Here is a 12540-nt window from a genome sequence, read left to right as displayed (position 1 = left end):
AATTCAAATTTTAAAAAGAGCTGTTTAACAATATATTAAATAGCTCTTTTTAAAACAGATTAATCATTTTTTATCTTGCTGTTCAATTCGTTGTTTTTTTCAAAAACGGATTTATCTTCGTTGTTTATGGAGTTAGACATACCTAGCATTAATGCAGTAGTAATTAATAAAATTTTTCTTTTAAGCCAGTATATTGGTCGTCTAGATTTTTCTAAACGTGATGTTTTTTTCTGTTTATACATAATAAGAATGATAATTGATGAGACATTTGTTTTATCATTTGTAGCTTTTCAGCTTTTGCTTAGAATTGATATAAGCTTCTAAGCTATGTATAGATTGGTAATAGAATTGCTTGTAGTAATTCTATTAATTAAGAAAGTATGTTGGAGGTTTAATAAAGCAATATGTTGATGTAATTGCTTTTGTACTTTTAAAGTAAGTAGAATTTGTTTTTTAAGTACAAATTTTAAGGGAATAACTTTAAAGAAAAACGCTATAAAATCTTGATAAGATTTTATATGAAACTTATAAGCACTAAATTTAGTGTTTTTAAAATTTCTTTTTTTCTGCAGAATTAACTTAGAAGATTGATAATAATCAGAAGTGTTTTCTTGACAATAAATAGTAGATTCTGCAACCGAAAGAAGGAACATCAGTAAAAAAACAAAAAGATGTTTTAATTGCATTAGAAATCTATTTATATTAAAAAAGTGTTTTATAATAAAGCCTCCAAGTTTTCACAAGGAGGCTTAAATACTTAATGCAACTATGTTGCTTATTTAATTAGCTCGTAAGAACGTTTAATAAAGTTTGTTAACTCTTCACCATGTAAAAGGTTTTGAGATAATTTAGCTAAATCAAAAGCCTGAGAAATTAAACCTTTCTGTGCAGCTTCATCTTTATTATTTAAAATATCAGAAACTAACGGACTGTTTGTATTAACAACTAAGTTATACATGTCTGGAAAATTACCCATTCCCATCATTCCACCACCACCAGAAGCTTGCATTTCTTTCATTCTACGCATAAACTCTGGTACTGTAATTAAAAAAGGAGAAGCAGCAGAATCCATCGCTTCTAATTGAACTGTATACGTTTCTTTAGGTACAGCAGCTTCAATAATTGGCTTTAAAGTTTCTTTTTCTGCATCTGTTAATTTAGAAATTACGTTATCGTCTTTCTTAATTAAGTTATCAATAAAGTCAGAATCTACTCTTGTAAACTTCACTTTAGCATCACCCCCTTCTAATTTCTGCATTAAATGAGAAATAATAGGAGAATCTAATACTAAAACTTCGTAACCTTTTGCAGTTGCATCTTGTATATAACTGTGTTGCGCTTCTTTGTTAGAAGTGTATAAAACAACATGGTTACCATCTTTATCCGTTTGTGCGTCTTTAGTTTTTTCAACGAACTCATCAAACGTAAAATAAGTATCTGCAACAGTTGGGTATAATGCAAATTTCTTTGCTTTGTCAAAGAATTTATCTTCAGACAACATTCCATATTCAATAATTACTTTAATATCGTTCCATTTAGTTTCAAAATCTGCTCTGTCTTTTTTGAATAAAGAAGCTAATTTATCTGCTACTTTTTTAGTAATGTAACCAGATATTTTCTTTACAGCTCCGTCTGCTTGTAATCCAGAACGAGAAACATTTAAAGGAATGTCTGGAGAATCGATAACACCTTTTAACATCTGTAAAAAGTCTGGTACAATCCCTTCAACATTATCCGTTACATACACTTGGTTTTGATACAATTGGATTTTATCCTTTTGCATATCCATGTTCTGCGTTAACTTAGGGAAAAATAAAATTCCTGTTAAGTTAAAAGGATAATCAACATTTAAGTGAATATGAAATAAAGACTCTTCAAATTGCATTGGATACAATTCTCTGTAGAAATTAGTATAATCTTCATCATTTAAATCTGCAGGAGCTTTTGTCCATGCTGGGTTTGTATTGTTGATGATATTATCAACAGTAATTTGCTTATGTGGTTCTGTAGTTTCTTTACCTTCAGCATCTTTTGTAGTTGCAGGTGTAAACTCAGGATCGTTAATTTCTTTAGTTCCAAATTTAATTGGTACTTGGTTAAAACGGTTGTACTTGTTTAATAAACCACCAATTTTTTCTTCTTTTAAAAATTCTAAAGAATCTTCTGCAATGTGTAAAACAATTTCTGTACCTCTGTCAGTTTTGTCGTGTTCTACTAGTGTATATTCAGGAGAACCATCACAATTCCAATGAGCAGCAGGTGCATCTTTAAAAGATTTTGTAAAGATATCTACCTTATGAGCAACCATAAAAGCAGAGTAAAAACCTAAACCAAAATGCCCAATTACACCTGTTTCGTTTTTATCATCTTTATATTTTTCTAAAAATTCTTCAGCACCAGAAAATGCAATTTGGTTGATGTATTTTTCAACTTCATCCATTGTCATTCCTAAACCTTGATCTTTAATTGTTACTGTCTTAGCAGCTTCATCAATACTAATTTCAATTTTAGCATCTCCTAACTCTGTTTTTGCTTCACCAATAGAAATTAAGTGTTTTAACTTAGTTGTTGCATCTGTTCCGTTAGAAATTAATTCACGTAAAAAAATTTCGTGATCTGAATACAAGAATTTTTTAATCAGTGGAAAAATGTTTTCTACCGATACATTAATGTTTCCTTTTGCCATTTTATGTATGTTTTATTAAATTTATTATTTGTGATAAATATTAGTCAAAAAAAATACCAAACAAAGATTTATGACAAGATGACAGAATTGCTTTCTGTTTTCTGTTTTTTTACTACATTTAGAATCTATCAATTTGGAAATTTCTTTTATGACGAATTTAGAGTACGATTATGTAATAATTGGAAGTGGTTTTGGCGGTTCTGTGAGTGCGCTGCGTTTATCAGAAAAAGGATATAAAGTACTGGTTATAGAGAAAGGAAAATGGTTTAAAGCTAAAGATTTTCCTAAAACAAATTGGAATTTAAAAAAATGGTTATGGATGCCTCAAGTAGGTTTACAAGGTTTTTTTAAGATGACTTTTTTAAACCATGTTACTGTACTTTCTGGCGTTGGTGTAGGTGGCGGTTCTTTAACATATGCGAATACTTTACCAATACCAAAAGAGCAGTTTTTTAAATCGGGTAGTTGGGCAACCTTAAATGATTGGAAAACTACTTTAGGTCCTTTTTATAATACTGCTTATAGAATGTTAGGTGCAGAAACAACACCCAAATTAGATGCATCAGATTTAGCAATAAAACAACTAGCAAAAGAAATAGGTAAAGAAGATCATTTTGAGCCTTCTAAAGTTGCTGTATATTTTGGAGAAGCTGGTAAGACGGTAAAAGACCCATATTTTAATGGAAAAGGCCCAGATAGAACTGGTTGTGTGCATTGTGGTGCTTGTATGACAGGTTGTAGGTATAATTCTAAAAATACATTAGATAAAAATTATTTGTATTTAGCACAACAATTAGGAGCAAAAATAATTGCAGAAAAAGAAGTTGTAAATGTATCACCAATAGGAGATAAAGATGGTTCAGACGGTTATACAATTAAATATAAGTCAAAACTTGGGAAGAAGTTAAAAGGAAAAGTAACTGCAAAAGGTGTAATTTTTTCTGGCGGAGTTATGGGAACTGTTCCGTTATTATTAGAATTGAAAGAGAAGAGTTTACCAAATTTATCCGACAAAGTTGGGTGTAATATTCGTACAAATAACGAATCTTTATTGGTGATGACTTCTACCGAAAAGAATCATAAAGATTATTCTAAAGGAATTGCAATTGGTTCTGTTTTACATACTGATGAAAACAGTCATTTAGAACCTGTTCGTTATGGAGAGGGTTCAAGTTTTTTTAGAACATTAACCATACCAACCATTCATAACAAATTTGTACTATTTAGACTTTTAGGAATGTTCGGAATTATATTAAAACAACCCTTGTTATTTTTAAAAACGCTTTTTGCTAAAAACTATGCGAAAAGAACTACAGTATTGTTGTTTATGCAAACTTTAGACAGCACTTTACGTATAAAAAAAGGATCGTTTACTAGAATGAAAACGGTAACAGAAGAAGGGAGGAAGCCAAATGCTTTTATACCAGAAGCATTAACTTTAGGTAAAAAATTTGGTAAGATGATAAAAGCCATTCCGTATGCAAACTTTACAGATGTATTATTAGGAAGCCCAACAACAGCACATATTTTAGGTGGCGCAGTTATGGGAGAAGATAATTCTATTGGTGTTATAGATAAAGAATGTAAGGTCTACGGATATAAAAATATGATGGTTTGTGACGGTTCTATGATTTCTGCAAACCCAGGAGTAAATCCGTCTTTATCGATTACTGCAATTTCTGAATATGCGATGAGTAAAATACCGAGTAAAGAATAAAAGAAAAGCCACGAATTTCTTTAATTCGTGACTTTTTGTTTAGATTTTATACTTGTTAAGTATTAAAAAAAGTTCTCGATATAATTTTTTGTTTTTCAAAATCACTTGAACTGACATTTTTCTCATTTTAAATATTTCTCAACATTTCAGTTTTGTTCTTGTTTTTCCATGTTCCTCCTGTAAAATCAGGAACTTTAATAGATGAACTATTTTGTGCAACAGACATTTCTGATAATGGAGTAATTGCACTCCAAAGAACACTATCGTACACATTTATATCTAAAGGCAAACCTTGATTTAAACATTTTATAAGTCTATAAATCATTACAAAATCCATTCCTCCATGGCCAACAGAATTGTCAGAAATTTGCGATTTTAATTTACTCCAAAGCGGATGATTGTATTTTTCTCTGTATTCTTTATATTTCTCTTTTTCTAACCAATTATGTCCCCACCAAGCCAATTCATCATCATTAATATATAATTTCGAAGGATAACCTTCATGTACAGCTTTTGTACCTACAACAGTATTTAAACGATCATAAGGCCTACCTGTATGAACATCAAATTGTAGCATTATTGTTTTGCCTAATTTGGTTTTAATCATTGTGGTATTCATATCACCACATTTTACGTTAGAGAATTTATCAATTCCGGCACTTTTTGCAGCATCACTTAAGCTCTTTTCTCTAGAACTCATAGAAACTACATGATCAAAAGTATCTCCACGACCAATATCCATATACTGACTAATTGGTCCTAAACCGTGTGTTGTATAGAAGTTTCCGTCTTTGTTTAAATGATGTTTTATTCTCCATTGATCTTCATAATATTTTTCATCCAACAAATGGATACGCAAATCATGAATGTAAGCACCTTCTGCATGTGTTAAGTCTCCAAAAACACCTTGATTTACCATATTTAAAACCCACAATTCTTCATTGTTAAAACAACAGTTTTCCATCATCATACAATGTTTTTGAGTTCTTTCTGCAGTTTCTACTAATTTCCAACAATCTTCTAAAGTAGTACCAATAGGTACTTCAGATGCCACATGTTTTCCTTTTTCCATACCATACAAAGCCATTGGTGTATGCATTTCCCAAGGAGTTGCAATAATTAGTAAATCAATATCGTCTCTATCTGCAACTTTTTTCCATTCATCTGGGTTACCATAATAAGCTTCTGCAGTTTTACCATGAGTTTTTTGTAAATGAGCATTAAGTTTATCTGTCTTTTCTTTTTTTAAATCAGAAATAGCAACAATAGTAGCATTGTTGTTTTTTACCAGCCAGTCGAACATTTGTATTAAAGTTTGCCCTCTATTTCCGGCTCCAATAATACCAACTCTTACGTTATCAATTTTTGGAGATTTTAAGCCAAAAGCTGTTCCTTTAGCTGTTTTATTTAGTAAATTATTTGTTTTTTCTATGGTTTCTTCTTTACAAGAGATCGCTGTTGCAGATAAACCTAAGAAAACTGCAGCCTTAGAAGAAAGAGATAAAAAGTCTTTTCTATTCATTATTTTATTGATTTTTAAAATTTTGGGTTATTTGTTATTGTAAAGGTATAAATAAATTAGTATGTTTGATAGCTCAATTTATTGATAGAATAAAAAATCACACAAAATATTATGTATAATTCAAAAATTACTGGTTTAGGGTATTATGTTCCAGAAAACGTTGTAACTAACAATGATTTAAAGGAGTTTATGGATACATCTGATGAATGGATACAAGAGAGAACAGGTATAAAAGAAAGAAGATGGATAGATCCAAAAACAGAAGATACTACTGCAGTAATGGGAGCAAAGGCTTCTAGAATTGCAATAGAAAGAGCTGGTTTAACAAAGGACGATATCGATTTTATAGTTTTTGCTACTTTAAGTCCAGATATGTATTTTCCTGGAGGAGGAGTTCAAGTTCAAGAAATGTTAGATATGCCAACAATTGGTGCTTTAGATGTACGTAACCAGTGTTCTGGGTTTATTTACGCTATGTCTGTTGCTGATCAATTTATAAAAACAGGAATGTATAAAAACATTTTAGTTATTGGTGCAGAAAACCATTCTGGAGGTTTAGAAAGATCTACAAGAGGTAGAGGAGTTACTGTGATTTTTGGAGATGGAGCAGGAGCTGCTGTTTTATCTAGAAGTGAAGAAAAAGGAAGAGGAATTTTATCTTCTCATCTGCATTCTGAAGGAAAACATGCTAAAGAATTGGTTTTAGAAGGTCCTTCAACTCAAAGATGGGTGCCAGAAATTTTAGAAAAAAATGATCCTGAAGATGTTTCTTATTATCCGTATATGAATGGACAATTTGTGTTTAAACACGCAATAGGTCGTTTCTCTGAAGCTATTATAGAAGGTTTAGAAGCGAACAACTTACAAAAAGAAGATATAGATATGTTAATTCCGCATCAAGCAAATTTACGTATCGCACAGTTTATCCAAAAGAAATTTCAATTATCAGACGATAAAGTATATAATAATATAATGAAGTATGGTAACACAACTGCCGCTTCTGTAATTATTGCTTTAACGGAAGCTTGGGAAAAAGGAAAGATAAAGGATAATGATTTAGTAGTTTTAGCTGCTTTTGGTAGTGGTTTTACTTGGGGTTCTGTTATTATACGTTGGTAATATATCAGTTTCTAATTTAGTTTTTTAAGCATAAAAAAGGTTTTGCAACATTGTTGCAAAACCTTTTTACTTTTTGGGGAATTTATTTTAGAGCATGATTATTAAAAACCACCACCACTTTGTTTTGTGTTATCGTCTCTTTGTCTACGTTGTTTTGCTCTGTTTTTTCCATTACCAAACCTATAGTTGAAACCTAAATAAGCTGTTCTGCTTTCCCAATTAAATTGTCCGTTTTGTACAAATGGGCTAGATGAATTAAAGGCAAATTTCATGCCTTGAAAAATATCATTTACTCTAAAATTAATACTTCCTTTACCGTTTAAAACTTTTAAACTTGCACCCGTATTAACCATCCACATATTTTTTGTTTTCCATTGTATGTCTTCTTGAGGTCCTCTATACATTGCAAATAATTGTAAATTTAATCTCTTAGAAACTTTAAAACTATTACTGATTCTACCGTTAAATACCTCGTTTGTAACTTCTACTCTTTGTGCATTTGCTGTGGTTAAATCTACTGTTCCAAATTGTTTTTGAGAATAGAAATCCATACTAGAATTAATTCTCCACCAATTTGCCACTTTATAATTTAAAGAGAATTCTAAACCATAAGCGCTTGTATCTTCAAAATTAGTAAAAGATAAAATCTGTCTTACATTTGTAGGATCTGCAGGATCTTTATAAGTTACACGAGAAATGTTATCATTTATAGCTCTATAAAAAGAACCAACTGTAAATGATCCATTTTTTATTTGACGAGTATAATTAACCTCAAATGAGTTTGTAAATTGTGGCATTAAAGCTGCATTACCAATAGAAGTAATTAGCGGAGTACTCCATTCTCTAATTGGATTAACTTGTCCAATTCCTGGTCTATCAACTCTTCTACTATAACTTAATTGAAATTGGTTTTTATCTGAAGGTGCGTAAGTGAAAAATGCAGAAGGATAAATGCTAAAAATTTCATCGTTTACACTTTGTGTTACTTGCCCGTCTTGATTAAAAGTCCCATCAACTTCAAATTGCTCTAATCTAGCACCTAATTGCATTGTTAATTTCCCGAATTTATGGCCATAATTAGCATAGGCAGAAAATATTTTTCTATCATATTCAAAGTCAGAATTACCTAATAAAGAAAAACCTTGACTATTTCCGTTTACATCAAAAGTTTCAATTTCTTGATCTGTGGCGTTTATGTTTGTAGTATTATCTGCTCTATATTCTAAACCTAATTCTAATTTTCCTTCTTTAGAAACCGGATTCGTATAATCTAAGTTTAATAATGTATTGTTACTTTTTCTTGTAATATCGTTTGAGTAATTTAATGCTTTATAATCTGCATCAGCAGTATTGCTTAATGTATTTAAGTTTTCTGCATCTTCAGGAGACTTTGTGTCAGAATACGTGGCTTCAAACTCAATATTATGTCCTTCTTTTTCAAATTCTTTTTTATAATTTATATTATAAGCTCCAGTTTTATTTTCTTGATTTTGAATTGATGGAGATATTGCTAATACAGTTCCATTTTCCGAAATGATAGTTCTTCCATCTCCGCCACCAGTAAACCAGTTTTGTGTAGTATAAAAAGATAAAGTGTTTTTATCATCTAAATAAATATCGGCTCCTAATTTTGCTAAGTGAGAATTATTTTTGTTTTTAAAAACAAAATCTTGCAATCTATTAGCATTAGGTCTGTTTACAAATCCATAGTTATAATTATCACCACCATTGTAACCATAGTTTCCAAAAAGTTTACTTTTCCTGTTTTATAGTTCATGTTTGTAGATGCATTATAACGTACATAATGCCCTGCAGTTACACCAGAATCTATAGACCCATTAAAGCCCATATTTGCATTCTTATTTAAAATTATATTTATAATTCCGCTCATTCCTTCTGGATTGTATTTTGCTGAGGGATTTGTAATTAATTCGATACTTTTTATAGAAGTAGATGGAATTTGCTTTAACAATTGAGCAGCAGAAATATTTGTTGGTTTACCATCAACTAAAATTCTTACGTTTTCGTTTCCACGTAAACTTATACCGCCTGTTTGGCTATCGACACTTACAGATTGTACATTGTTTAAAAGCTCTGAAGCTGTTGTACCGGTAGCGGTTAAATCTTTACCAACATTAATAACTTTTCTATCTACTTTTTGTACTACTGTAGAGGTTTCTGCTCTCACAACAATTTCATCTAAAGTAGCCGCATCTTCAATAAGTCTTATAGTTCCTAGGTTTATTTTTTTAGATTTATTTGAGATATTAATTTTTTTAGAATAAATTTTATAACCCATAAATTGTACTTCAACTAAGCTATTTCCTTTAGGTAAATCTTTAACAGTAAACATACCGTTATCATCTGTAATACCTCCAGTAATAATTTTTTTAGCCATATCTCTAACAACTATATTTACATAAGGTAAAGTTTCATTTGTTTTATTGTCAATTACTTTTCCAGTTACAGACCCTGGTTTTGGAAGCTCATTTTTTGCTAGTTGAGCAAAGGAGTTTCCGGTAATTACTAACATAATAAGTAGTATTAATTTCTTCATATTTTGGTTGATTTTATTTTTTATTGATGTCTTATAGACGTCCAAATGTTTATCTTTGTTACTAGAATTAACAGTCTTTAACGTAATATTAACACTATGAAAAATGTAACTTTAGTTATTGGAGCATCAACAAACCCGAATAGGTATTCTAATATTGCTATTAAAAGGTTAATAGATAAAAACCTACCAGTAAGAGCTTTAGGGTTGAGAAAAGGTAAGGTTGGTAATGTAGTTGTGGATGATGAAAAACTAGATTATGAAAACATAGATACTGTTACATTATATTTAAACTCTAAAAGACAAGAAAATTATTATAATTATATAATTGGTTTAAAACCAAGAAGAGTAATTTTTAATCCAGGAACAGAAAATATTGAGTTTGTGCAATTATTGCAAGAGAGCAATATAGAAGCAGAAATTGCTTGTACTTTAGTGTTGTTGTCTACAAATCAGTATTAAAAAAAGAAAATTGGATTGGTTAAATAGTAGTTAGCAAATTTTCCTTTTCAAAATATTTTAATAAAACCAATCCAATTCTATTACAAATTTACTGTAACTTTCTTTCCATGTCAATACTCATTATGAGTAATTATATTAATTTTGGATTATTTTTAAAGTAACTGATTAACTCGAAAGTTGAATTTATATTTATTTTTTTAAAATATTTCTTCTATGTGTGTTAACTGTGTGAATACTAATATTTAATTTTTCTGCAATTGATTCGCTAGTATTTTTTGTAATAATTAAACGTATAATATCTCTTTCTCTATTAGTAATAAAGTCTAATAATTTTGAACTAGAAACATTTTTATAAAATAATGTTTCATATTCATTTTTTTCATTTAAGTATTTTGCACTAGCGCAAATATCCATTTTTATATTACCATCTAAAACAGTATAATGTGCCATACCAATAATAGGTTTGTTTGTTTCATCGAACTGTAAAGGAGTTGTATTTTGAATAATGTTTACATAAGAATTATTAGCTACTTTAATTCTGTAATTCCAAGTATAACTCATTCTCTTACGCTGTGCATCATTTAATTCGGTCATAGTAAACGTCATTAAATCTGTTAAACTTTTAAGCCAAAGATTAATATCATCAGGATGAAATAAAGACCAATAATAATCCATACCACCGTTCATTAATTTATCTCTAGATAAGCCAGTGCAACTCGTAAAGTTTTTACTTATATATTCAAAGTTTTTATGAACTGTGTTTGTAATGCAATAAAAAGTAGAGTTGTAAGGATAATAGTAATCTAATTCTATTAATTTTTTAATGTGTTCTTCAATTTCAACTTTTGGATATGTTTCAAAAATTTCATTGTAAATAGAATTTATTTTTTTACTATTCATCTACTTTAAAGTTTTTTCCAGGTTCTGCTAAGTAAGTGTTTTTAAAAATTTCTTTTGCTTCTTTTTGAAACAAAGTAATATCTTTATATCTACCAGAATAATGACCAATTATTAATTGCTTAACATTTGCATCCTTAGCAATTTGTGCGGCTTGTTTAGAAGTTGCATGTTTCGTTTTTATAGCTAAATCTTCTCTATCTGCTAAAAAAGTAGCTTCATGATATAATAAATCGGTGTTTTTTATAATTGGAACTATATTTGGTTTGTATTTGGTATCGCTACAAAATGCATAGCTTAAAGCTTTTTTTGGAGGTAAGGTAAGTTCTTCATTTGGTATAACTTCTCCAGTAGATAACGTAATGTTTTTACCAGCTTTTATGTTTAGGTAATCAGCTTTACTAATTTCTTCGTAGTTGCTAATATTATCCATATGCAATTTTCTTGCTTTTTCTTTTTCTGTAAACAAATAACCATTTGTGTAAACTCTGTGATTTAATGGGATTGTTTTAACAGAAACTTTATCGTCTTCAAAAATAAGCTCACTTTCTTTTGATTGTAACTCATGAAAAATCATAGGATATTTAGCATGAGATTGAGAAATTTTTAATTGTAAAAGGGTTACTTCTTTTATCCCTTTAGGGCCATAAATATGAAGTTCTTTTTCTCTACTTAAAATCCCATAAGTTGCTAGTAGGCCAACTAAACCATAAAAATGATCTCCATGTAAATGAGAAATAAAAATATGATTAATTTTAGAAAAACCAACTTTGTATTTACGCATTTGTCGTTGAGTACCTTCTCCACAATCAATTAAAAAATGACGGTTGTTTATTTCTAAATACTGTGAAGTAGGAAATGCGTTTACACGAGGCGTAGCAGAATGACAACCTAGAATAGTTAGGTGTATACTCATTTAATTACAAAACGTTTTGAGGTAATTTTATTTTTATCTTGAATACTATAAATATAAATACCCGTAGATAAGTCGTTTTTATAAAAAGGGATAGCGTTTTTTCCCAACTTTGTTTTATAAGTTTTTTTAAAAACAGTTTTACCTAACACATTTTTTACATTTAAGATAATAGTAGAACTATTAATAGCGTTAAATGAAATTTTAGTTGAATTAGTAAAAGGATTTGGTGCTGCAGATAAATTTTCTATAGATTTTTCTTGCGAAAAAACAATTGTAGAAATTGTAAAGAATAGCAATAAAAGTAGTTTTTTCATCATTTATTTTGAGGGATTAAAATCCTAATTCTCTCTCTATAGCTTCCATTTCTAAAATGTCTACTGCTTCAATTAAAGTAGGAACAATGTTGAAATTATCAGGAAAATCATCAATATTAATGTTACTATTTATAATAACAAATGATGTGCCATTTTCCTTTTTTTGTTCGGCATTACTCAAAAATAATAAAAAATCTTCATTAGAAATATTTATTTCATCAGAAATTTGAAGTATTAAGTGCTCTTTTTCGAATGTTTTTTTCGATTTTATATAATTATTGTAAAATTTTAAAAACGAATCTTCATCCGAAACAATTAGTGTGTAATTTTCTTTTTGCTCAACACGCATGTAT

General features: G+C 29.5%; 13 protein-coding genes. 3 read left to right on the top strand and 10 right to left on the bottom strand.

The features are described from left to right. Positions 1-59 precede the first annotated feature (59 nt). From N5A56_RS09340 to htpG, 3 genes are all read right to left on the bottom strand, one after another. The gene (locus N5A56_RS09340) at positions 60-242 is read right to left on the bottom strand and encodes a hypothetical protein (RefSeq protein WP_274270366.1); all 183 of its coding nucleotides are present in this window, start codon (positions 240-242) and stop codon (positions 60-62) included. 78 nt (positions 243-320) lie between these two features. Further along, a complete protein-coding gene (locus N5A56_RS09335; protein ID WP_265725213.1) occupies positions 321-686 on the bottom strand; it encodes a hypothetical protein in 366 nt (121 codons plus the stop codon). An 89-nt stretch (positions 687-775) separates the two neighbouring features. Beyond that, the gene (gene htpG, locus N5A56_RS09330) at positions 776-2686 is read right to left on the bottom strand and encodes a molecular chaperone HtpG (RefSeq protein ID WP_265725212.1); all 1911 of its coding nucleotides are present in this window, start codon (positions 2684-2686) and stop codon (positions 776-778) included. Positions 2687-2834: 148 nt separating this feature from the next. On the opposite strand from htpG, the gene N5A56_RS09325 reads away from it, so the two are divergent. Next, positions 2835-4403 (top strand): GMC oxidoreductase, encoded by a 1569-nt coding sequence (locus N5A56_RS09325; protein WP_265725211.1) that lies wholly within the window; start codon positions 2835-2837, stop codon positions 4401-4403. Between the two features lie 127 nt (positions 4404-4530). Here N5A56_RS09325 and N5A56_RS09320 read toward each other — a convergent pair whose 3' ends face one another. Continuing rightward, positions 4531-5925, bottom strand: coding sequence for a Gfo/Idh/MocA family protein (locus N5A56_RS09320; RefSeq protein ID WP_265725210.1), 1395 nt, complete (start codon positions 5923-5925; stop codon positions 4531-4533). 111 nt (positions 5926-6036) lie between these two features. Here N5A56_RS09320 and N5A56_RS09315 point away from each other — a divergent pair, with 111 nt between their 5' ends. Next, positions 6037-7044, top strand: a complete 1008-nt coding sequence (locus N5A56_RS09315; RefSeq protein WP_265725209.1) for a 3-oxoacyl-ACP synthase III family protein — start codon at positions 6037-6039, stop codon at positions 7042-7044. 101 nt (positions 7045-7145) lie between these two features. Here N5A56_RS09315 and N5A56_RS09310 read toward each other — a convergent pair whose 3' ends face one another. After that, positions 7146-8720, bottom strand: coding sequence for an outer membrane beta-barrel family protein (locus N5A56_RS09310; RefSeq protein WP_274270365.1), 1575 nt, complete (start codon positions 8718-8720; stop codon positions 7146-7148). 20 nt (positions 8721-8740) lie between these two features. Continuing rightward, positions 8741-9601, bottom strand: coding sequence for a TonB-dependent receptor (locus tag N5A56_RS09305; RefSeq protein WP_274270364.1), 861 nt, complete (start codon positions 9599-9601; stop codon positions 8741-8743). A 96-nt stretch (positions 9602-9697) separates the two neighbouring features. Between N5A56_RS09305 and N5A56_RS09300 the strand changes: the two genes are divergently transcribed. Then, on the top strand, positions 9698-10060 hold the full coding sequence (locus N5A56_RS09300; protein ID WP_265725207.1) for a CoA-binding protein: 363 nt from the start codon (positions 9698-9700) through the stop codon (positions 10058-10060). A 189-nt stretch (positions 10061-10249) separates the two neighbouring features. Here N5A56_RS09300 and N5A56_RS09295 read toward each other — a convergent pair whose 3' ends face one another. From N5A56_RS09295 to N5A56_RS09280, 4 genes are read right to left on the bottom strand one after another with little or no spacing between them, the layout of a single operon-like run. After that, the gene (locus N5A56_RS09295) at positions 10250-10960 is read right to left on the bottom strand and encodes a response regulator transcription factor (protein ID WP_274270363.1); all 711 of its coding nucleotides are present in this window, start codon (positions 10958-10960) and stop codon (positions 10250-10252) included. Then, the gene (locus tag N5A56_RS09290) at positions 10953-11873 is read right to left on the bottom strand and encodes a ribonuclease Z (protein ID WP_265725205.1); all 921 of its coding nucleotides are present in this window, start codon (positions 11871-11873) and stop codon (positions 10953-10955) included. Before N5A56_RS09290 ends, N5A56_RS09295 begins: the two co-directional genes overlap by 8 nt. After that, on the bottom strand, positions 11870-12190 hold the full coding sequence (locus tag N5A56_RS09285) for a T9SS type A sorting domain-containing protein (RefSeq protein WP_265725204.1): 321 nt from the start codon (positions 12188-12190) through the stop codon (positions 11870-11872). Before N5A56_RS09285 ends, N5A56_RS09290 begins: the two co-directional genes overlap by 4 nt. A 13-nt stretch (positions 12191-12203) precedes the next feature. Continuing rightward, complete coding sequence (locus N5A56_RS09280) at positions 12204-12536, bottom strand: hypothetical protein (protein WP_274270362.1); 333 nt, start codon at positions 12534-12536, stop codon at positions 12204-12206. Between the last annotated feature and the right edge of the window lie 4 nt (positions 12537-12540).

Source organism: Polaribacter ponticola, assembly GCF_026191475.2.
Taxonomy (GTDB): domain Bacteria; phylum Bacteroidota; class Bacteroidia; order Flavobacteriales; family Flavobacteriaceae; genus Polaribacter; species Polaribacter ponticola.
This window is presented reverse-complemented; position numbering and strand designations above follow the sequence as displayed.

What these genes read in the sequence shown, in the direction of transcription:
- N5A56_RS09295 (WP_274270363.1), bottom strand. Translation starts at nt 10,960, where the DNA reads ATGAATAGTAAAAAAATAAATTCTATTTACAATGAAATTTTTGAAACA.
- N5A56_RS09340 (WP_274270366.1), bottom strand. Translation starts at nt 242, where the DNA reads ATGTATAAACAGAAAAAAACATCACGTTTAGAAAAATCTAGACGACCA.
- htpG (WP_265725212.1), bottom strand. Translation starts at nt 2,686, where the DNA reads ATGGCAAAAGGAAACATTAATGTATCGGTAGAAAACATTTTTCCACTG.
- N5A56_RS09320 (WP_265725210.1), bottom strand. Translation starts at nt 5,925, where the DNA reads ATGAATAGAAAAGACTTTTTATCTCTTTCTTCTAAGGCTGCAGTTTTC.
- N5A56_RS09300 (WP_265725207.1), top strand. Translation starts at nt 9,698, where the DNA reads ATGAAAAATGTAACTTTAGTTATTGGAGCATCAACAAACCCGAATAGG.
- N5A56_RS09305 (WP_274270364.1), bottom strand. Translation starts at nt 9,601, where the DNA reads ATGAAGAAATTAATACTACTTATTATGTTAGTAATTACCGGAAACTCC.
- N5A56_RS09285 (WP_265725204.1), bottom strand. Translation starts at nt 12,190, where the DNA reads ATGATGAAAAAACTACTTTTATTGCTATTCTTTACAATTTCTACAATT.
- N5A56_RS09290 (WP_265725205.1), bottom strand. Translation starts at nt 11,873, where the DNA reads ATGAGTATACACCTAACTATTCTAGGTTGTCATTCTGCTACGCCTCGT.
- N5A56_RS09280 (WP_274270362.1), bottom strand. Translation starts at nt 12,536, where the DNA reads ATGCGTGTTGAGCAAAAAGAAAATTACACACTAATTGTTTCGGATGAA.
- N5A56_RS09335 (WP_265725213.1), bottom strand. Translation starts at nt 686, where the DNA reads ATGCAATTAAAACATCTTTTTGTTTTTTTACTGATGTTCCTTCTTTCG.
- N5A56_RS09315 (WP_265725209.1), top strand. Translation starts at nt 6,037, where the DNA reads ATGTATAATTCAAAAATTACTGGTTTAGGGTATTATGTTCCAGAAAAC.
- N5A56_RS09325 (WP_265725211.1), top strand. Translation starts at nt 2,835, where the DNA reads ATGACGAATTTAGAGTACGATTATGTAATAATTGGAAGTGGTTTTGGC.